At 73.1% G+C, this 19,581-nt stretch carries 14 protein-coding genes and 1 tRNA gene; 1 reads left to right on the top strand and 14 read right to left on the bottom strand.

The genetic code is table 11. The features are described 5' to 3' along the window. Positions 1-105: 105 nt before the first annotated feature. From OOK34_RS13880 to bldG, 11 genes are all read right to left on the bottom strand, one after another. Positions 106-179, bottom strand: a tRNA-Thr gene (locus tag OOK34_RS13880). Positions 180-281: 102 nt separating this feature from the next. Further along, complete coding sequence (locus tag OOK34_RS13875; protein ID WP_267034172.1) at positions 282-1,811, bottom strand: alpha/beta hydrolase; 1,530 nt, start codon at positions 1,809-1,811, stop codon at positions 282-284. A gap of 168 nt (positions 1,812-1,979) precedes the next feature. After that, a complete protein-coding gene (locus OOK34_RS13870; RefSeq protein ID WP_267034171.1) occupies positions 1,980-3,191 on the bottom strand; it encodes a DNA polymerase III subunit delta' in 1,212 nt (403 codons plus the stop codon). A gap of 105 nt (positions 3,192-3,296) precedes the next feature. Next, positions 3,297-6,458 (bottom strand): dTMP kinase, encoded by a 3,162-nt coding sequence (gene tmk / locus OOK34_RS13865; RefSeq protein WP_267034170.1) that lies wholly within the window; start codon positions 6,456-6,458, stop codon positions 3,297-3,299. Positions 6,459-6,643: 185 nt separating this feature from the next. Beyond that, entirely contained in the window at positions 6,644-9,505 is a 2,862-nt protein-coding gene (gene topA / locus OOK34_RS13860; RefSeq protein WP_267034169.1) for a type I DNA topoisomerase, read from the bottom strand. A 267-nt stretch (positions 9,506-9,772) separates the two neighbouring features. Then, the gene (locus OOK34_RS13855) at positions 9,773-9,970 is read right to left on the bottom strand and encodes a hypothetical protein (protein ID WP_267034168.1); all 198 of its coding nucleotides are present in this window, start codon (positions 9,968-9,970) and stop codon (positions 9,773-9,775) included. Between the two features lie 124 nt (positions 9,971-10,094). Beyond that, positions 10,095-11,609: a class I SAM-dependent methyltransferase gene (locus tag OOK34_RS13850; protein ID WP_267034167.1), complete on the bottom strand. Its 1,515-nt coding sequence runs from the start codon at positions 11,607-11,609 to the stop codon at positions 10,095-10,097. A gap of 127 nt (positions 11,610-11,736) precedes the next feature. Then, the gene (locus OOK34_RS13845) at positions 11,737-12,300 is read right to left on the bottom strand and encodes a small secreted protein (protein ID WP_267034166.1); all 564 of its coding nucleotides are present in this window, start codon (positions 12,298-12,300) and stop codon (positions 11,737-11,739) included. 185 nt (positions 12,301-12,485) lie between these two features. Beyond that, the gene (locus OOK34_RS13840; protein ID WP_267034165.1) at positions 12,486-14,888 is read right to left on the bottom strand and encodes a sodium-translocating pyrophosphatase; all 2,403 of its coding nucleotides are present in this window, start codon (positions 14,886-14,888) and stop codon (positions 12,486-12,488) included. A gap of 277 nt (positions 14,889-15,165) precedes the next feature. Then, positions 15,166-15,606: an ATP-binding protein gene (locus OOK34_RS13835; protein ID WP_267034164.1), complete on the bottom strand. Its 441-nt coding sequence runs from the start codon at positions 15,604-15,606 to the stop codon at positions 15,166-15,168. Positions 15,607-15,709: 103 nt separating this feature from the next. After that, positions 15,710-16,051, bottom strand: a complete 342-nt coding sequence (gene bldG / locus OOK34_RS13830) for an anti-sigma factor antagonist BldG (protein WP_007264942.1) — start codon at positions 16,049-16,051, stop codon at positions 15,710-15,712. Positions 16,052-16,133: 82 nt separating this feature from the next. Here bldG and OOK34_RS13825 point away from each other — a divergent pair, with 82 nt between their 5' ends. After that, positions 16,134-18,581, top strand: coding sequence for a DEAD/DEAH box helicase (locus OOK34_RS13825; RefSeq protein WP_267034163.1), 2,448 nt, complete (start codon positions 16,134-16,136; stop codon positions 18,579-18,581). Here OOK34_RS13825 and OOK34_RS13820 read toward each other — a convergent pair. The 3 genes from OOK34_RS13820 to OOK34_RS13810 are packed head-to-tail and all read right to left on the bottom strand — an operon-like array spanning position 18,553 to position 19,515. Then, the gene (locus OOK34_RS13820) at positions 18,553-18,957 is read right to left on the bottom strand and encodes an Rv3654c family TadE-like protein (protein ID WP_267034162.1); all 405 of its coding nucleotides are present in this window, start codon (positions 18,955-18,957) and stop codon (positions 18,553-18,555) included. The two genes, OOK34_RS13825 and OOK34_RS13820, sit on opposite strands and share 29 nt — an antisense overlap. Beyond that, on the bottom strand, positions 18,954-19,331 hold the full coding sequence (locus OOK34_RS13815; RefSeq protein ID WP_267034161.1) for a TadE family type IV pilus minor pilin: 378 nt from the start codon (positions 19,329-19,331) through the stop codon (positions 18,954-18,956). The genes OOK34_RS13820 and OOK34_RS13815 overlap by 4 nt, the downstream gene beginning before the upstream one ends. After that, positions 19,318-19,515, bottom strand: coding sequence for a DUF4244 domain-containing protein (locus OOK34_RS13810; RefSeq protein WP_267034160.1), 198 nt, complete (start codon positions 19,513-19,515; stop codon positions 19,318-19,320). Before OOK34_RS13810 ends, OOK34_RS13815 begins: the two co-directional genes overlap by 14 nt. Positions 19,516-19,581: the final 66 nt, after the last annotated feature.

Here is a 19,581-nt window from a genome sequence, read left to right as displayed (position 1 = left end):
TCGCTCACGCACGGGGTTTCGGGCCCCAGCCTCCGCATGCGCCGACCGGCCCCGGAAATAGCAAAACCCCCAGGTCACGGCGAGTGAGTCCTGGGGGTTCTACAGAGCCGCCTTCGGGATTCGAACCCGAGACCTACGCATTACGAGTGCGTTGCTCTGGCCAACTGAGCTAAGGCGGCACCGCTGCGAAGACAGGAGTTCCCTTGGAGGGAGGCTCTCATCAGCAGCGGCGCCAAGTCTACAGGGTTAAACCGGGTGCCCCGAACCGGGGCTGGAGGGGGTCAGCAGCGCTTGCCGGACGCCGGGGGGTGGCCCTCCAGGAGGTAGCGGTTGATCGCGTTGTCGACGCACTCGCTGCCGCGGCCGTACGCCGTGTGGCCGTCGCCGTCGTACGTGAGGAGGGTGCCCGAGTCGAGCTGGCCGGCCAGGGCCTGGGCCCACTTGTACGGGGTCGCCGGGTCGCGCGTCGTGCCGACCACCACGATCGGGGCCGCACCCGCCGCCTTCAGGGGCTTCGCCGAGCCCGTTGCCTTCACCGGCCAGTACGCGCAGTTCAGCGAGGCCCAGGCCAGCCCCTCGCCGAAGACCGGGGAGGCCTTCTGGAAGGAGGGCAGCGCGGCGTCCACCGCTTCCGGGCCGCTGAAGGCCGGGGGCTGGTCGAGGCAGTTCACGGCGGCGTTGGCGTACATGAGGTTGGCGTACGTGCCGTCCGCCTCGCGCTCGTAGTAGCTGTCGGCGAGGGCCAGCAGGCCGGCCCCGTCGCCCTTCATCGCGTCGGCGAGGGACTCCCGCAGCTGCGGCCAGGCGCTCTCGTCGTACAGCGCCGCGATCACGCCCGTCGTCGCGAGTGCCTCGCCCAGCGGGCGGGCTGGGTCGCCCGAGGGGACCGGCTGGGCGTCGACCTTGCGGAAGAACTCCTTCAGGCGCTCCGCCACCGCGTCCGGACCGCCCTTGCCCAGCGGGCAGTCGGGCTGCTTCGCGCAGTCCTTCGCGAAGGAGCGGAAGGCCGTCTCGAAGCCCGCCGTCTGGTCGCGGTTGAGGTCGACCGCCGAGCGCGAGGGGTCCATCGCGCCGTCCAGGACCAGCCGGCCCACGCGCCCCGGGAAGAGGTCCGCGTACGTGGCGCCGAGGAAGGTGCCGTACGAGGCTCCGACGTAGTTCAGCTTCTCGTCGCCCAGCACCCCGCGCAGCATGTCCATGTCCCGGGCGGCGTCCACGGTGGAGACGTGCGGCAGGACCCGCTGCGAGCGCGTCTCGCAGCCCGCCGCGAACTCCTTGAACGCGGCCACCAGCCGGGCCCGCTCCTCCTGGTCGTCCGGCGTCTGGTCGACCTGGGTGAACCGGTCCATCCCCGGGCCGGTCAGGCACTCGACGGGGCTGCTGCGGGCGACCCCGCGCGGGTCGAAGGAGACCATGTCGTACTGGGCGCGCACGGCCGCCGGGTAGCCGATGCCCGCGTACGCCTGGAGGTAGCCGATGCCGGAACCGCCGGGTCCGCCGGGGTTGACCACCAGGGAGCCCAGGCGCTTGCCCGGGCCGGTGGCCGGGCGTCGGGCAACGGCGAGCTCGACGTCCTGGCCGGAGCCGGGGTCCGCGTAGTCCAGCGGCGCCTTCAGGGTGGAGCACTGGAAGCCGGGGACACCGCAGTCGCGCCAGTTCAGCTTCTGCTCGTAGTACGGGCGCAGGGCCGCGGGGACGGCGCTCGGCTCGGCCGAGGCCACGTCCGGCCCCCCGGAGGTGCACCCGGAGATCAGCAGCCCGCCGGCTGCGATCACGGTCCCGGTGGTACGCAGCAGGCGCCTCGTGTCCATGCGGGGAGCCTACGTGCTGGCAGCGGCCCCCGTCCGGCGTCCGGAAGGCGTGCGCGATCCGCGCAGCCGTCCGCCGACCGGGGGCGGACCGGGCGCCCCACCCGGACCGGCCCTTCGCGGCACCCCGCCCGGGACCGCTCGTACGGGTGAACCGGGTAGGTGAGCCGGTCAGCCCGCGCGCAGCGCCATCGTCATGGCCTCCACCGCGAGCAGCGGCGCCACATTCCGGTCGAGGGCCTCCCGGCAGGCGATGATCGCCTCGATACGCCGCAGCGTGCGCTCGGGGCCGGAGGCGCGGGCGATCCGGTCGAGGTCCGGCCGTATGTCCTCATTGGCGATGGCCAGCGCCGAGCCGAGCTGGAGGGCCAGCACGTCCCGGTAGAAGCCCGTGAGGTCGGTGAGGGCGAGGTCGAGGCTGTCGCGCTGGGTCCTGGTGCGGCGGCGCTTCTGGCGGTCCTCGAGGTCCTTCATCACCCCGGCGGTGCCCCGCGGCAGGCGGCCGCCCGCGCCGGCTCCGGCGCCGAGCGCGGCCCTCAGCTCCTCGGTCTCCTTGGTGTCGACCTCCTCCGCGACCTGCTTGGCGTCCTCGGCGGCGGCGTCGACCAGCTCCTGCGCCGCCTTGAGGCAGCCGCCCACGTCGTCCACCCGCAGGGGGAGCTTGAGGACGGTGGCGCGCCGGGTCCGGGCGGCCTCGTCGGTGGCGAGCCGGCGGGCCCGGTCGATGTGGCCCTGGGTCGCGCGGGCCGCCGCGGCAGCGGCGGCGGGCTCCACGCCGTCACGCCGCACCAGCACCTCGGCCACCGCCGCCACGGACGGGGTGGTCAGGCTCAGGTGCCGACAGCGGGAGCGGATGGTGGGCAGCACATCCTCCAGCGAGGGCGCGCACAGCAGCCACACCGTCCGCGGAGCGGGCTCCTCCACGGCCTTGAGCAGCACGTTCCCCGCGCCTTCGGTGAGCCGGTCGGCGTCCTCCAGGACGATGACCTGCCAGCGCCCCACGGCCGGCGAGAGCTGGGCCCGGCGGACCAGGTCCCGGGTCTCCTTCACGCCGATGGACAGCAGATCGGTGCGGACGATCTCCACGTCGGCATGGGTCCCGGCCATCGTGGTGTGGCAGCCGTCGCAGAAGCCGCAACCCGGTTCACCGCCGAGGGCGCGGTCCGGGCTGACGCACTGGAGGGCCGCCGCGAAGGCGCGGGCGGCGGTGGCCCGGCCGGAGCCGGGCGGCCCGGTGAACAGCCAGGCGTGGGTCATCTTGGACGCGGGCGGCGGCGGGGTCCCGGTCGTGACGGCGGTGACCAGGGCATCGGCGTCGCGGGCGGCGGCGGCCAGCTGCGTCCGCACGCGCTCCTGTCCCACCAGGTCGTCCCACACGGGCATGCCGCCCACCGCCTTTCACTCTCCGTGGATACTGCCTGCTCACATTGTGGCGCCCGCCACTGACAATCCCGCCCGCGAGCCCGCCAGCGGTGCCTCGCGCCGGGGTCAGCGGCGGCGGCGCGGCCTGCCCTGCTCGCCCTGGCCGTCCTGGCCGTCCTCGTCGTCCGGGCGCGGGCCCAGCAGCTCGTCCGCCAGGGTCGGCAGGTCGTCCATCGGGGTCGCCTCGGCCCAGTCGGACGGGGCCCGGCGCGGCCGGCCGTCGTCCCCGACCATCGGGAGCTCGCGGGTCACGTCGTTCCCGGCGTCCCGGAAGATGCCCGGCGGCACCCGGTCGGCCGGGCTCTCCTGCGAGTGGCGGGCCGTCGGCCGCTCCGCCGGCCGGGTCCGCCCGGCCGGCGGAGCGGCCGGTGCGTCGGGGCGTACGGCCGGCAGTACGGCCGTCTCGTCCACCGGGCGGGGGGCGCGCGGGTCGAGCTTGGGCACGGGAACGGTCTGGGTCACGTCGTCGGGCTGTACGAACCGCCGTACCACCGGGGTCTCGACGGTGATCGCATCGTCCGGGAGCGGCTCCTTGCGCATCACGACCTTCGGCGCGGGCTCCGAAGCAGCGGGCTCCGAAGCGTCAGGCGCAGCAGCAGGCTCCGCAGCAGCCGCCGCCGAAGCCGTGGCCGCCGCCGCGGCAGCAGCCGAGGCCGCCGCGAGCCGGCGCGCCTCCTCCGCCCGCAGCAGGGCCTCCTCCGCCCGCCGCTGCTTCTCCAGCCGGCGCTCCTGCGCCTCGGCGCGCAGCCGGGCCTCCTCCGCCTCCTGGAGCCGGATCCGCTCCTGCTCGGCGGCGCGGGCCTTCTCCTCGGCCGCCGCGCGCAGCCGCTCGGCCTCGGCCCGGGCCCGGGCCTCCTCCTCGGCCCTGATCCGCTCCTCCTCCGCCCGGCGGGCCGCCTCGGCCTCGGCGCGCAGCCGGGCCTCCTCGGCCTCGCGGGCCAGCCTGGCCTCCTCCTCGGCCTTCAGCCGGGCTTCCTCCGCCTTGCGCGCGGCCTCCTCCTCGGCCTTGCGCCGGGCCTCCTCCTCCGCGAGCCGCCGGGCCTCGATCTGCGCGGCCACCTCCGCCTCGGAGAGCGGGAGCATCCGGTCCAGGCGGTGCCGTACGACGGTGGCCACCGAGCCGGGGTCCTGCCCCGCGTCGACCACCAGGTAGCGCCCGGGGTCGGACGCGGCGAGGGTCAGGAAGCCGGCCCGCACCCGCTGGTGGAACTCCGTCGGCTCGGACTCCAGCCGGTCCGGGGCCTCCGTGAACCGCTCCCGCGCGGTCTCCGGGGACACGTCGAGCAGCACGGTCAGGTTCGGCACGAGTCCGTCGGTGGCCCAGCGGGAGATACGGGCGATCTCGGTCGGGGACAGGTCCCGCCCGGCGCCCTGGTAGGCCACCGAGGAGTCGATGTAGCGGTCGGAGATGACCACCGCACCCCGCTCCAGGGCGGGCCGGACCACTGTGTCCACGTGCTCCGCGCGGTCGGCGGCGTACAGCAGGGCCTCGGCGCGGTTCGACAGTCCGGCGGAGGAGATGTCCAGCAGGATCGAGCGGAGCCGCTTGCCGACCGGGGTGGCGCCCGGCTCCCGGGTCACGACGACCTCGTGGCCCTTGCCCCGTATCCAGTCGGCCAGCGCCTCGACCTGGGTGGACTTGCCGGCTCCGTCGCCGCCCTCCAGCGCGATGAAGAACCCGGTCGTGGAGGGGGCCTGGACGGGCTCCCCGCCGCGCAGCGCCTCGCGCAGGTCGCGGCGCAGCGGTACGCCGCCGCGGTCGTCGGCCTTGGCGAGGACCACCACCGCGACGGGCAGCAGCAGCGCGCCGACCAGCATCAGGGTGTAGGCGGCGCCGCCGTGCGCGAGGACGACCTGGCCCCCGCCCAGCCGGTGCGGGCCGATCGCCGCGGCCAGCAGCGGAGCGGCGACCGCCCCGACGGCCACGGCCACCCGGACCACGGCCTGGAGGTGCGCGGTGACCCGGGCCCGGCGGAACTCCTCGGTCTCCTGGTCCAGCAGGACGTGCCCGGTGTTGGCCGCCACACCCGCGGCGCCGCCGGCGAGCAGCGCCAGGAACAGCACGGTCGCCGTGTCCGGGACCAGCCCGGTCAGCAGCAGCGCGAGCCCGGCCACCGCGATGGCCAGGGCCAGCAGCCGGCGCGGGGACAGCCCGGGCAGCACCTTCCCGGCCTGGGTGGCGCGGATCCCGAGGGCGGTGCCGCCGACGAGGGCGAGCACCAGCAGGGCGTAGGCGGACGGGCCGCCGCCCAGGTCGAAGGCGTGCAGTACGGAGACGGAGGCGGCGCAGGCGACCGCTCCCGCGACGGCGGCGCAGGCCAGCACGAGCAGCGGGATCGCGCCCGTACGGCCCTTCTCGGGCCGGTCGCCCGCCCTGGGGGCCCGCAGCCCCTCCAGCGGGGAGCGCGGCCTCGGGGTCTTGGCCGCCGGCAGCACCAGCGGCACCAGCAGCGAGACGGACGCGGCGAACAGGCCGGCGGCCACGTACGAACCCAGCGCCGCCTGGTGCGCGGCGAACCAGGCCACGCCCAGGCCCAGCGCCCGCCCGATCAGGGTCGCGACGAGCAGCGCGGCCGCCGCGACGGGCAGCGCCGCGAAGGCCGTGCGCAGCGTGAGGCGCCGCAGGGCGTCGAGGTGGTCCGGCAGCGGGCGTACGGTCGCTCCCTCCGGCGGCGGCGCCGGCAGCAGCGCGGGCGCGGCGCTCTCCTTGGCCAGGGTCCACACCCGCTCGGCGGCGCCGGAGACGAAGACGGTGGCGAGCAGCGCGGTCGTGGCGTGCGCCGGGATCCAGTCGAGCCACAGCGGGGCGACGACGAACAGCCCGATCCGCAGCGCGTCGGCGCCGACCATCGTCCAGCGGCGGTCCAGCTTGCCTCCGGGGGCCGTGAGCTGGGCCAGCGGGCCGAGCAGGACCGCTCCGAACAGGACGGTGGCGAGGACCCGGACCGCGAAGACGGCGGCGACGGCGAAGGCCGCGCCCCGGTAGCCGCTGCCGAACATGCTCTCCGTACCGGCGGTGACGGCCGCCTGGAGGGTCAGCAGCACCAGGACCAGCAGGGCGAGGGCATCGCCGATGCCGCTCACCAGCTGGGCGCTCCACAGCCGGCGCAGCCCGGGTGTGCGCAGCAGGGCGCGCACCGCTCGCTCGCGGGAATCCGCGGCCAGGGCTTCGTCGTAGGTGGGGTTCTCGGAGGCGGTCACTGCCGTCGGCTGCTCGGCTCGCGTCATCCGCCCAGCCTATCCGCTGCGATCGGCCGTTGCGGGGGCCTGTGGACGACGCCGGGTGTGACCCGGCACCCACCTTGCGGGACGCGGCCCCGCGGCCCCGCCCGGGCGGAACGGGCGAGGGCCCCGCGCGATGTCGCGCGGGGCCCTCGTACGGTCGTCGGCAGGCGGTCGCCGGCAGGCCGGGACTACTCGTCCGCCGGAGCGTCCGCGGAAGCGGCCTCCGCAGCGGCCGCGGCCTTCTTCGCGGCGGCGGCCGTGGTCTTCTTCGCCGCCGCCGTCGCCGTCGTCTTCTTGGCGGCCGTGGTCTTCTTCGCCGCCGTCGTCTTCTTCGCGGCAGCGGTCTTGGTCGCCGTCGCCTTCTTCGCCGGGGCCTTCTTGGCGGGCGCCTTCTTCGCGGTCTTCTTCGCCGGGCCCTTCGCCCGCTTCTCCGCGAGCAGCTCGTAGCCCCGCTCCGGCGTGATCGTCTCGACGTCGTCGTCCCGCCGCAGCGTCGCGTTCGTCTCGCCGTCCGTCACGTACGGGCCGAAGCGGCCGTCCTTGACCACCACCGGCTTCTCGCTCACCGGGTCGGTGCCCAGCTCCTTCAGCGGCGGCTTGGCCGCGGCCCGGCCCCGCTGCTTCGGCTGGGCGTAGATCGCCAGGGCCTCGTCCAGGGTGATCGAGAACAGCTGGTCCTCGGTCTCCAGGGACCGCGAGTCCGTGCCCTTCTTCAGGTACGGGCCGTAGCGGCCGTTCTGGGCCGTGATCTCCACGCCCTCCGCGTCCGCGCCGACCACGCGCGGCAGCGACATCAGCTTGAGGGCCTCGTCGAGGGTGACCGTGTCCAGGGTCATCGACTTGAAGAGCGAGGCCGTCCGCGGCTTGACCGCGTTCTTGCCCGTCTTCGGCGTGCCCTCGGGCAGGATCTCCGTCACGTACGGCCCGTAGCGGCCGTCCTTGGCGACGATCTCGTTCCCGCTGACCGGGTCCTTGCCCAGCTCGAACTCGCCGCTCGGCTTCGCGAACAGCTCCTCCGCGTACTCGACCGTCAGCTCGTCCGGAGCCAGGTCGTCCGGTACGTCGGCCCGCTGGTGGCCTTCCGCGTCCTTCTCGCCCCGCTCCACGTACGGCCCGTAGCGGCCGACGCGCAGCACGATGCCTTCGCCTACCGGGAAGGAGGAGATCTCCCGGGCGTCGATCGCGCCGAGGTCCGTGACCAGCTCCTTCAGGCCGCCGAGGGCGTCACCGTCGGCCGGTACGACCTCCGAGGCGTCCTCCGCGCCGAAGTAGAAGCGCTTCAGCCACGGCACGGACTGGGCCTCGCCCCGCGCGATGCGGTCGAGGTCGTCCTCCATCTTGGCGGTGAAGTCGTAGTCGACGAGCCGGCCGAAGTGCGTCTCCAGCAGGTTCACCACGGCGAACGACAGGAAGGACGGCACGAGGGCCGTGCCCTTCTTGAAGACGTAGCCGCGGTCGAGGATCGTGCCGATGATCGACGCGTACGTCGACGGGCGGCCGATCTCCCGCTCCTCCAGCTCCTTGACCAGCGAGGCCTCGGTGTAGCGGGCCGGCGGCTTGGTCGAGTGGCCGTCGGCCGTGATCTCCTCGGCCGTCAGCGCGTCGCCCTCGGCGACCTGCGGCAGCCGCTTCTCGCGGTCGTCGAGCTCGGCGTTCGGGTCGTCCGCGCCCTCGACGTAGGCCTTCATGAAGCCGTGGAAGGTGATCGTCTTGCCGGAGGAGGTGAATTCGGCGTCGCGCCCGTCCGAGGCACGGCCGCCGATCTTCACGGTGACGCTGTTGCCGACCGCGTCCTTCATCTGGGAGGCGACGGTCCGCTTCCAGATGAGCTCGTACAGGCGGAACTGGTCGCCGGTCAGACCCGTCTCGGCCGGAGTGCGGAAACGATCACCCGAAGGACGGATCGCCTCGTGCGCCTCCTGCGCGTTCTTGACCTTGCCGGCGTAGACGCGCGGCTTCTCCGGCAGGTAGTCGGCCCCGTAGAGCTGGGTGACCTGCGCCCGCGCCGCCGACACCGCGGTGTCGGAGAGCGTGGTGGAGTCCGTACGCATGTAGGTGATGAAGCCGTTCTCGTACAGCTTCTGGGCCACCTGCATGGTCGCCTTCGCACCGAAGCCCAGCTTGCGCGAGGCCTCCTGCTGGAGCGTCGTCGTACGGAACGGGGCGTACGGGGAGCGGCGGTACGGCTTGGACTCGACCGAGCGGACGGCGAACGAGGTCTGCGCCAGCGCGGCGGCCAGCCCCCGCGCGTTCGCCTCGTCGAGGTGCAGCACCTCGCTCTTGAGCTGCCCGTTCGAGCCGAAGTCGCGGCCCTGGGCGACGCGCTTGCCGTCCACCGTGTTCAGGCGGGCGACGAGGGTCGAGGGGTCGGACGCGTCACCGGCGCGGCCGGTGCCGAAAGTGCCGGTCAGGTCCCAGTACTCGGCGGAGCGGAAGGCGATGCGCTCGCGCTCCTTCTCCACGACCATGCGCGTGGCCACGGACTGGACACGGCCGGCCGACAGCCGCGGCATGACCTTCTTCCACAGGACCGGCGAGACCTCGTAGCCGTAGAGGCGGTCGAGGATGCGGCGGGTCTCCTGGGCGTCGACCATGCGCTGGTTCAGCTCGCGCGGGTTGGCGACGGCGTCGCGGATCGCGTCCTTGGTGATCTCGTGGAAGACCATCCGGTGGACGGGGACCTTGGGCTTGAGGACTTCCTGGAGGTGCCACGCGATGGCTTCGCCCTCGCGGTCCTCATCGGTGGCGAGGAAGAGTTCGTCGGACTCGGCCAGCAGGTCCTTGAGCTTCCTGACCTGCGCCTTCTTGTCCGCATTCACTACGTAGATCGGCTGGAAATCGTGCTCGACGTCCACGCCGAGACGGCGGACCTCGCCGGTGTACTTGTCGGGGACCTCGGCCGCGCCGTTCGGGAGGTCGCGGATGTGCCCGACGCTCGCCTCGACGACGTATCCCGGGCCGAGGTAGCCCTTGATCGTCTTCGCCTTGGCAGGGGACTCGACGATGACGAGTCGGCGGCCGCCCTTTGCGGTCTCGCTAGTCGGGGACAACTTGGCTCTTCTCTCCGGTCGGCACTCGGTCGCGGTACGGCGACGCTGCGGAGTGTGACGGTACAACCCGCCCCCGTGTCAAACGGCACAAGCCCGCAACGGCCACTCGAACGGTAACCCGACAAGTGCCATTTCTGCCGCCCGGATGCCGCGCCGGGCCCCTCGCGGTCACCGCGCAGGGTGGCCGAAGGGCCGTCTGGCCCCGCCCCCGCACCCGTCGCGACGTCGGGTTTCACACCCCGGTGGAGATCGTCGCCGATGCCCGCTTCAGAACCGCTGGAGGCACCAGATGCCGAGGGCCAGCGAACCCGCGCCGGCCAGTACGGCCAGCGGAACGGCCACGACGGGGCGCACGCCCTCAGCCACCGGCGCGCGGTGCAGGGCGCGCGCCCCCGTCCAGACCAGCAGAGCGGCCCCGAACAGCAGGAACACGGTTGCCGCGAAGATCGCCGGACCGCGTTCCATGCCGTTCCCCTCTTCCCCCGGGCCGCTCGGGGATCCCCCCGGATCCCCGCTGCCGGGGAGCCTGCCACTCGTGGGGGTACACGAGGCGAACCCCGGGTTACATCACGGCTTCGGCGGCGGCCGGCTACTGCCCCGGACCCGGCACGGGCTCCAGGAAACCCTGCTCGACCAGCATCCGGATCGCCTCCGGGGTCCGGTCCCGCAGGAGGACCGGGTCCTCCTCCACCAGCTGCGCGATCGCGTCCAGGATCCGGCCCGCGCTGAGTGAGCCGTCGCACACTCCGGCGAAGCCGGCGCCGACCGTGTCGACCTTGGTGGCCCGGCGCATGCCGCGGTTCTGCCGGAGCACCACGTGCTCGGGATCCTCCGCACCGGGCGCGCCGACCTGCTCCTGGACGACCTCCTCGGTCAGCTGGAAGTACCCCGCCAGCAGGGCCGCGTCGTCGTGCTCGCGCAGGTAGTCCTGGCGGGCGAAGTGCGCGAGGACGGTCTCGCCGAGCGGCTGCTCCACCGAGTGCGGCCACTCCTCGACCACGACCGAGGGCTCGGCCGCGTCCGTGCGGCGCAGGGTGATCCAGCCGAAGCCGACGGCCTTGGTCTTGCGGGCCTCGAACTCGTCCAGCCAGTCCTCGTACCGCTGGGCGTACTCGGCCGGATCGGCGCGGTGGTCGCCCGCGTCGCGCAGCCACAGCTCCGCGTACTGCGTCACGTCCTGCACGTCGCGCTGCACGATCCACGCGTCGCAGCCGCGCGGCACCCAGGAGCGGACCCGTTCGCGCCAGTCCTCGCCCTCCACGTGCTGCCAGTTGCCGAGGAACTGCGCGTACCCGCCCGGGTTGAGGTGGGCCCCCGCCTCCTGGACCAGGGTCCGGCACAGGTCGTCGCCGCCCATGCCGCCGTCCCGGTACGTGAGCCGCGCGCCGGGCGAGATCACGAAGGGCGGGTTGGACACGATCAGGTCGTACGTCGTGTCGCCCACGGGATCGAAGAGGGAACCGGTGAGCAGCTCGGCCTCCGGCGCCCCGGAGAGCGCCAGCGTCAGCCGGGTGAATTCCAGGGCGCGCGGGTTGACGTCGGTCGCCGTGACCCGGGTGGCGTGCTGGGCGGCGTGCAGTGCCTGGATCCCGGATCCGGTGCCGAGGTCGAGGGCCGCGGCGACGGGGAGGGGCACGGTGATCCCGGCCAGGGTGGTGGAGGCGCCGCCGACGCCGAGGACCACGCCCTCCTCGCGGCTGCCGATCCCGCCGGCCCCGCCGACGGCGCAGCCGAGGTCCGAGACGATGAACCAGTCCTCGCCGCCGGGGCCGCCGTAAGGGCGCACGTCGACGGTGGCGTGCACCTCGTCGCCCTCGTAGCGCAGCCAGCCGTCGGCGATCGCGGCGTCGACGGGCAGCGCGGCCGCGGCGTGCACGTAGGGCTCCGGCTGCTGGAGCAGGAACAGCCGGACGAGGCTCGCGAGCGGACCGTCGCCGGGGCCGCGCGTGGCGCGCAGGGCGGGGACCGTCTCGCTGCGGGCGAGCGCGGCGTAGGCGGGGGCGCCGAGCAGGTCGAGCAGTCCGTCGGCGGTGAAGCCCGCGTCGAGCAGGGCCTCGCGGAGCTCGGCGGCGTGGTCGGGCTTGGGAAGGCTGGTGGTACTCACCCTTCCATTGTGGCCGCTGGCGCCGACAATCCGTACGAGCCTCGGCGCGCGAGGGGCGGCCGGGTCCGTTCGGGATCCGGCCGCCCGGGGCGGCGCGAGGGCGCGCGGGGGCGCGCGAGCGCGGAGGTCAGCCCTTGCCGGGCGCCGTGACCTGGCAGCCCTTCTGGCTGTAGATCACCTTGAGGCCGGTGGAGTTGAGCTTCTCCTTGGCCGCCGTCTCGTTGGCCGCGACCTCGGTCAGGCCCCCTGCGACCTGCTGGAGGCCCTCCGCGAACTTGCTCTGGTCCTTCGCGTCGAGCGCGTCGATCTTCGTCTTGAGATCGGTGTAGCTCTTGGAGATCTCGCCGTAGCTCTTGACCACGGAGTCCGCGGCGGACTTGCCGTCCTTGACGGGCGGTTCGCCCGCGGCCGTCAGGGCGCCGCCCATGGTCTTGTACGCGTCGGAGAGGGTCTGGAAGGCCTCCGAGTCGGTCTTCTGGACCTCCTCGGGCTTGCTGCTCTGGGTGGCCACCCGCTTCAGCTCGTCATTGGTGGTCTTGATCTTGGTGAGCTCTGGCTCCCACTTGTCGCAGACCGTCTTGGCCCAGGCGTCGGCCTTCTTGGCGCCGTTGTCGTCCCCGCCACCGCAGCCGGACAGGACGAGCATCAGTACCGCACCGCCGGACACCGCGGCCGCAAGCTTCTTGTTCACCGGATTGGTCCCTTCGAAGGCTCTCGGCCGGAAGATACCCGGAAGATACACGGCGGCCATCCGGGCACGCACAAAGGCGGACAGACGGCGCGTCAGTCCGCGCCGCCTGTCCGCCGTTCGGGCGTATCTTCGAGCCGAGCGGCCCCGGAAGGACCGCGGGGGCCGGGCTCAGGGGCCCTGGAGGGTCAGGAGACCACCGCCGGGTCGGCCGGCTGGGCCACGCGCTCGGCGGCCCCGCTCCCGCCGTCCTCGCCGACGGCGATGCCGCGGCGCTTGGAGACGTAGACCGCGCCGACGATCACGCTGATCGCGAGCACCGCGACGACGGCCCGTACGGTCGGGCTGGTGTCCGCGCCGTAGCTGAACTGCACGACGGCCGGGGCGATCAGCAGGGCCACCAGGTTCATGACCTTCAGCAGCGGGTTGATGGCCGGTCCGGCGGTGTCCTTGAACGGGTCGCCGACGGTGTCGCCGATGACGACCGCGGCGTGGGCCTCGCTGCCCTTGCCGCCGTGGTGGCCGTCCTCGACGAGCTTCTTCGCGTTGTCCCACGCGCCACCGGAGTTGGCGAGGAAGACCGCCATCAGGGTGCCGGTGCCGATGGCGCCCGCGAGGAAGGAGCCGAGCGCGCCGACGCCGAGGGAGAAGCCCACCGCGATCGGGGTGAGCACGGCGAGCAGGCCGGGCGTGGCGAGCTCGCGCAGCGCGTCCTTGGTGCAGATGTCCACGACGCGCCCGTACTCGGGCTTCTCCGTGTAGTCCATGATCCCGGGGTGCTCGCGGAACTGGCGGCGCACCTCGTAGACGACGGCGCCCGCGGAGCGGGAGACGGCGTTGATGGCGAGGCCGGAGAACAGGAACACCACGGCCGCGCCGAGGACCAGGCCGACCAGGTTGTTGGGCTGGGCGATGTCGAGGCTGAGGTTCATCTCCCCGGCCTTGGCACCGACTTCCTTGACCGCGCCGGTGATGGCGTCGTTGTACGAGCCGAAGAGCGCGGCCGCCGCCAGGACGGCGGTGGCGATGGCGATGCCCTTGGTGATGGCCTTGGTGGTGTTGCCGACCGCGTCCAGGTCGGTGAGGACCTGGGCGCCCGCGCCCTCGACGTCGCCGGACATCTCCGCGATGCCCTGGGCGTTGTCCGAGACCGGGCCGAAGGTGTCCATCGCGACGATGACGCCGACGGTGGTGAGCAGGCCGGTGCCGGCCAGGGCCACCGCGAAGAGCGCGAGCATGATCGAGGTGCCGCCGAGCAGGAAGGCCCCGTAGACGCCGAGGCCGATGAGGAGCGCCGTGTAGACCGCGGACTCCAGGCCGACGGAGATGCCGGCGAGGATCACGGTGGCGGGTCCGGTCAGCGAGGACTTTCCGATGTCCCGGACGGGGCGGCGGTTGGTCTCGGTGAAGTAGCCGGTGAGCTGCTGGATCAGGGCCGCGAGCACGATGCCGATGGCGACGGCGACCACGGCCAGGACGCGCGGGTCCCCGGCGTGGTTCGCGATGGCCGCGTCCTCGACGCCGACCAGCTCCTTGTAGGTGGCCGGGAGGTACACGTAGACGGCGATGGCGACGAGCACCAGGGAGATCACGGCGGAGATGAAGAAACCGCGGTTGATCGCGGTCATCCCGCTGCGGTCGGAGCGGCGCGGGGCGACCGCGAAGATGCCGATCATGGCGGTGATGACGCCGATGGCGGGCACGATCAGCGGGAAGGCCAGACCCAGGTCGCCGAAGGCGGCCTTGCCGAGGATGAGCGCGGCCACGAGCGTGACGGCGTAGGACTCGAAGAGGTCGGCCGCCATCCCCGCGCAGTCGCCGACGTTGTCGCCCACATTGTCGGCGATGGTCGCGGCATTGCGCGGATCGTCCTCCGGAATGCCCTGTTCGACCTTGCCGACCAGGTCGGCGCCGACGTCGGCGGCCTTGGTGAAGATGCCGCCGCCCACGCGCATGAACATCGCGATCAGCGCGGCGCCGAGGCCGAAGCCCTCCAGGACCTTGGGGGCGTCGGCGGCGTAGACCAGGACGACGCAGGAGGCGCCGAGCAGGCCCAGGCCGACCGTGAACATGCCGACCACACCGCCGGTGCGGAAGGCGATCTTCATGGCCTTGTGGGCCACCTCGGTCAGGTCCTTGGCGGGTTCGCCCTTGGCGGGGGTGGCCTCGCGGGCGGCCGCGGCGACGCGGACGTTGGCGCGGACCGCGAGGCGCATGCCGATGTAGCCGGTGGCGGCCGAGAAGATGGCGCCGACGAGGAAGAAGGCGGAACGTCCGGCCCGCTGCGTCCAGTCGTCGGCGGGGAGCAGGAAGAGCAGGAAGAAGACCACGACGGCGAAGACGCCGAGGGTGCGCAACTGGCGGCCGAGATAGGCGTTGGCGCCTTCCTGCACGGCCGCTGCGATCTTCTTCATGTTGTCGGTGCCCTCGTCGGCGGCGAGGACCTGGCGGACCAGGATCTGCGCGACGACGAGCGCGGCCAGGGCGACTCCCGCGATGACGAAAACGATCAGGCGGTTGTCATCGGTGAGTACTGCGGCTGCCAGATCATTGGTGCGATCAGGCGCGATAGGGGTGAAGAGCCCCGTCATTCGTCCTCCTTGACGTGATGAGCTCAAGATGTGGACGGATTGTAGGGAGCGCGACCTGATCAAAACAGTGGGCGTGGAACGGAATTGGCGCGCTCTCGCTCCTCAGCAATAGATCACGTCACTCCATTACCCTCGAAAGAGGTAATGGGGCAAAGGCATTGACGACCGGTCAGCGATCCGGAGGATTTCCCGGGGAAATGAAAAAGGCCCTGCTCAGCAGGGCCTCGGTAAAGATCGGAAGACGTGATAAAGATCGGAAGATACGACAGGAAGGGTGCTACGGAAGCTCGGAGACCCCGGCGACGGGCCAGCTCATCCGGATCGTTCCGCCCGATTCCCCACTGGTCACGGAGACGTCGTCGACGAGCCCGCTGATCACCGCGAGGCCCATCTCGTCCTCCCCGTCGGCATCCGGGTCCAGGGCGGCGGCGATGCCCGGCACCGACCCGGCAAAGCCGCCGGCCGGCCCGGGAACCTCGTCGCCCACCTCGATGGAGAACACCTTCTCCTCCTCGGTCAGCACGACCCGGACGGGCGCGGTCAGCCCGTTGCTGCGGTGCAGTCCGACGGCGCGCGAACAGGCCTCGCCCACGGCGAGGCGGACCTCGTCGAGGACGGCTTCCTCCACCCCCGCCCGACGCGCCACGGCGGCCGCGACGAGGCGGGCCGTCCGGACGTGTTCGGGCTGGGCGCTGAAGCGCAGTTCAACGGTGGCCATGAGCGTCCCCCTCGGACTACGGGCGTGCCTTGACAGGGGCCCGGACCGCCCATGGCCCGGTACCCCCGCTCCTCGTCGGCTCCTCGGTAACCGGAGCCGTACGTCAGTCGGTGGCCTGAACGGCGTCTTCCACCGAGGTGTGGATCGGGAACACCTTGGTCAGACCGGTGATCCTGAAGATCTTCAGGATGCGCTCCTGGTTGCAGACCAGACGCAGCGAGCCCTCGTGCGCGCGCACGCGCTTGAGGCCTCCCACGAGCACACCGAGGCCGGTGGAGTCGAGGAAGTCCACTCGCTCCATGTCGACAACCAGGTGGTAGCTGCCGTCGTTCACCAACTCCACCAACTGCTCGCGCAGCTTGGGCGCGGTATACACATCAATCTCGCCACCGACCTCTACGACCGTGCGGTCGCCGACAGTGCGAGTCGACAGGGACAGGTCCACGGATCCTCCAGCACCTTGCTATCGAGCGGCGCCCCCCAGGGGCCTCCCCACCCGAAGGTAGGGGAGGGGATCGGCTGCCGCGATGGCATTCAATCACTTACCGGCAGGCGCGCACGACGCCTTGGGACCATTGTCCCGCACGCCAGTGACACACTCGGTTCCAATGGCCAACACTCACCGCCCCGGTCCGCCCACGGTACCGGCGGACCCAAGACCCACTCCTGGCATGGTCCTGGACCGCCTGTCACGAGGGCCTTCCCGTGCTGCGCGCATCACCCATACGGAGCACTTGCCCCCTCGGGAGGGCCGTCATGCGGTCTGGCCCCATCGCATCCGAACGGATGTCGTAGCCGCGATCCGGGCCGCGGGGATCGACCATCCGTGGGAACACCAGGCCGCGGCCGCCGAGCTCGCCCTGGACGGCGAGTCCGTCGTCGTCGCCACCGGAACCGCCTCCGGCAAGTCCCTGGCCTACCTGGCCCCCGTGCTGTCCGCCCTCGCGGACGGCGCCGAGGCACCGAACGGGCGGGGTGCGACCGCCCTCTACCTGGCCCCGACCAAGGCTCTGGCCGCCGACCAGCGGCGGGCCGTCCGGGAGCTGGCCGCACCCCTGAAGAACGCCGTACGTCCCGCCGTGTACGACGGGGACACCCCCGTCGAGGAGCGCGAGTGGGTGCGCCAGTACGCCAACTACGTGCTGACCAACCCCGACATGCTGCACCGGGGGATCCTGCCCTCCCATCCCCGCTGGTCCTCCTTCCTGAAGGCCCTGCGCTACGTCGTCATCGACGAGTGCCACAGCTACCGCGGGGTGTTCGGGTCCCACGTCGCCCAGGTCCTGCGGCGGCTGCGGCGGCTGTGCGCCCGCTACGGCTCCGAGCCGGTCTTCCTGCTGGCCTCCGCCACCGCCAGCGACCCGGCGGCCGCCGCGTCCCGGCTGACCGGCGTGCCGGTCACCGAGATCACCGACGACGCCTCCCCGCGCGGCGAGGTGGTCTTCGCCCTGTGGGAGCCGCCGCTGACCGACCTCAAGGGCGAGAGGGGCGCCCCGGTGCGCCGTACCGCCACCGCCGAGACCGCCGAGCTGCTGACCGACCTGGTCCTGCAGGGGGTCCGGACCGTGGCCTTCGTCCGCTCCCGGCGCGGGGCCGAGCTGATCTCCGTGATCGCCAAGGAACGGCTCGCCGCGGTGGACCGGTCCCTGCCCCGGCGGGTCGCCGCCTACCGGGGCGGCTACCTGCCCGAGGAGCGGCGGGCCCTGGAGCGGGCCCTGCACTCCGGGGAACTGCTGGGACTGGCCGCGACCACCGCCCTGGAGCTGGGCGTGGACGTGTCCGGCCTGGACGCCGTGCTGATCACCGGCTACCCGGGCACCCGGGCCTCGCTGTGGCAGCAGGCCGGGCGCGCCGGACGCTCGGGGCAGGGCGCCCTGGCCGTCCTGATCGCCCGGGACGACCCTCTGGACACCTACCTGGTCCACCACCCCGAGGCCCTGTTCCGGCAGCCGGTGGAGGCCACCGTCCTGGACCCCGACAACCCGTACGTGCTGGCCCCGCACCTGTGCGCGGCCGCCGCGGAGCTGCCCCTGACCGAGCCCGACCTGGACCTCTTCGGCCCGGCCGCGCGCGGGCTCCTGCCGCAGCTGGAGGCGGCGAAGCTGCTGCGGCGCCGGGCCACGGCCTGGCACTGGACCCGCCGGGAGCGGGCCTCGGACCTGACCGACATCCGCGGCGGCGGGGGCCGCCCGGTGCAGATCGTGGAGGCCTCCACCGGCCGGCTGCTGGGCACCGTCGACGAGTCCGCCTCCCACACCGCCGTCCACGACGGCGCCGTCCACCTCCACCAGGGCCGCACCTACCTGGTGAAACACCTGGACCTGGAGGATTCCGCCGCCCTCGTCGAGGAGGCCGACCCGCCGTACTCCACCACCGCCCGCGACACCACCTCCATCTCCATCCTGGAGACCGAGACCGAGATCCCGTGGGGCGCGGCCCGGCTCTGCTTCGGTTCCGTCGAGGTCACCAACCAGGTCGTCTCCTACCTGCGCCGCAAGCTGATCACCGGCGAGGTGCTCGGCGAGGCCAAGCTGGACCTGCCCCCGCGCACCCTGCGCACCCGGGCCGTGTGGTGGACGGTGACCGAGGACCAGCTCGACGAGGCCCGGATCAACCCGGAGATCCTCGGCGGCGCCCTGCACGCCGCCGAGCACGCCTCCATCGGCCTGCTCCCGCTGTTCGCCACCTGCGACCGCTGGGACATCGGCGGGGTCTCCGTCCCCCTGCATCCGGACACCCTGCTGCCCACGGTGTTCGTGTACGACGGCCACCCGGGCGGCGCCGGCTTCGCGGAGCGGGCCTTCCACACGGCCAGGGCCTGGCTGACGGCCACCCGGGACGCCATCGCCGCCTGCGAGTGCGAGGCGGGCTGCCCCTCCTGCATCCAGTCCCCCAAGTGCGGCAACGGCAACGACCCCCTCCACAAGCGCGGCGCCGTACGCCTCCTCACCCGCCTCCTCTCCCCGGCGCCCTGACCGGCCCGGGCACGGCGGCCTCCGGGGGTCCCGCCCGGGCCGGGACCTCAGGGGCGAAGGGCCCGGCCCGGACGGCGGCCCTGACCTCGGCCACCTCGCCGCCGACCCGGCAGTCCGCCAGCACCGCCCCCTGGGCCCCGGCCACCCGCCGGGCCGCCGCACAAGCCGCCTCGGGGCCGTGCGCCCAGGTCGCGGCAGCCGCCAGGGCCGCCAGATCGGCCGCCGCGCCCGCCCGGTGGCGGGCCACCACGGCCTGGCCGAGCAGCAGCACACCCCCGAACACCGCCACCAGCAGCGCGGCCACCACGGTGGCCCACACCGTCGCGGACCCCCGGTCCCGGTCCCGGCCTCGGTGCCGGCCCCGGTCCCGGCTCATGGCGGCGGCCCCACGCTGTCCTCCGCCAGGGCAACCGCCTGCGCCCCGAGCCGCACCGGCAGCCCACCCGGCCCGGGAGCCGGAGCGGCCACCCGGACCCGCCACAGGTCACCCGACCGCTCCAGCTCCACCTCCGCCCCCGCCGGGGCGGCCGCCCTGGCCGCAGCCAGCGCCGCCTCCGCGGGCTCGGAGCGGGCCGCGGCCCGGGCACCCGCCCGGGCGGCGTCCACGCACCGGATCTGCGCGGCCGCCGCCATCAGCGCCCACACCAGCAGCGCCGCGAACAGCACCAGCGCCGGAATGACCACGGCCGCCTCCGCCGTCACATAACCCCGGTCCCCGATTCCCGGCCGCTTTCGCTCAGAAGGGCACATCGAGCGCCTTCCCGATGGTCGACTGAAGGGCCGTCGAGACCACGTCGCTCGTCACCACCTTGTACAGAACCGCGGCGAACGCACACGCCGCGATCGTGCCCATGGCGTATTCCGAAGTCGACATTCCCGCATCACGCCCACGCCCCTTCGCCGCCACCCGTACAAGAAAGCCGATGATCCTCATGACAACCTCCTGTGGGATTAGGTTCTTGATCTGATTTCAGCTTGTGATTCCGATACTCCGACCGCG

This window comes from Streptomyces sp. NBC_00091 (assembly GCF_026343185.1).
Classification (GTDB): Bacteria; Actinomycetota; Actinomycetes; order Streptomycetales; family Streptomycetaceae; genus Streptomyces.
Note: the sequence above shows the minus strand (reverse complement) of the source record. Positions and strands in the feature narration are given on the sequence as shown.

Coding starts and splice junctions, on each gene's coding strand:
- OOK34_RS13875 (WP_267034172.1), bottom strand. CDS start 1,811: ATGGACACGAGGCGCCTGCTGCGTACCACCGGGACCGTGATCGCAGCC.
- OOK34_RS13870 (WP_267034171.1), bottom strand. CDS start 3,191: ATGCCCGTGTGGGACGACCTGGTGGGACAGGAGCGCGTGCGGACGCAG.
- tmk (WP_267034170.1), bottom strand. CDS start 6,458: ATGACGCGAGCCGAGCAGCCGACGGCAGTGACCGCCTCCGAGAACCCC.
- OOK34_RS13855 (WP_267034168.1), bottom strand. CDS start 9,970: ATGGAACGCGGTCCGGCGATCTTCGCGGCAACCGTGTTCCTGCTGTTC.
- OOK34_RS13840 (WP_267034165.1), bottom strand. CDS start 14,888: ATGACGGGGCTCTTCACCCCTATCGCGCCTGATCGCACCAATGATCTG.
- OOK34_RS13835 (WP_267034164.1), bottom strand. CDS start 15,606: ATGGCCACCGTTGAACTGCGCTTCAGCGCCCAGCCCGAACACGTCCGG.
- OOK34_RS13825 (WP_267034163.1), top strand. CDS start 16,134: ATGGCATTCAATCACTTACCGGCAGGCGCGCACGACGCCTTGGGACCA.
- OOK34_RS13820 (WP_267034162.1), bottom strand. CDS start 18,957: ATGAGCCGGGACCGGGGCCGGCACCGAGGCCGGGACCGGGACCGGGGG.
- OOK34_RS13815 (WP_267034161.1), bottom strand. CDS start 19,331: ATGTGCCCTTCTGAGCGAAAGCGGCCGGGAATCGGGGACCGGGGTTAT.
- OOK34_RS13810 (WP_267034160.1), bottom strand. CDS start 19,515: ATGAGGATCATCGGCTTTCTTGTACGGGTGGCGGCGAAGGGGCGTGGG.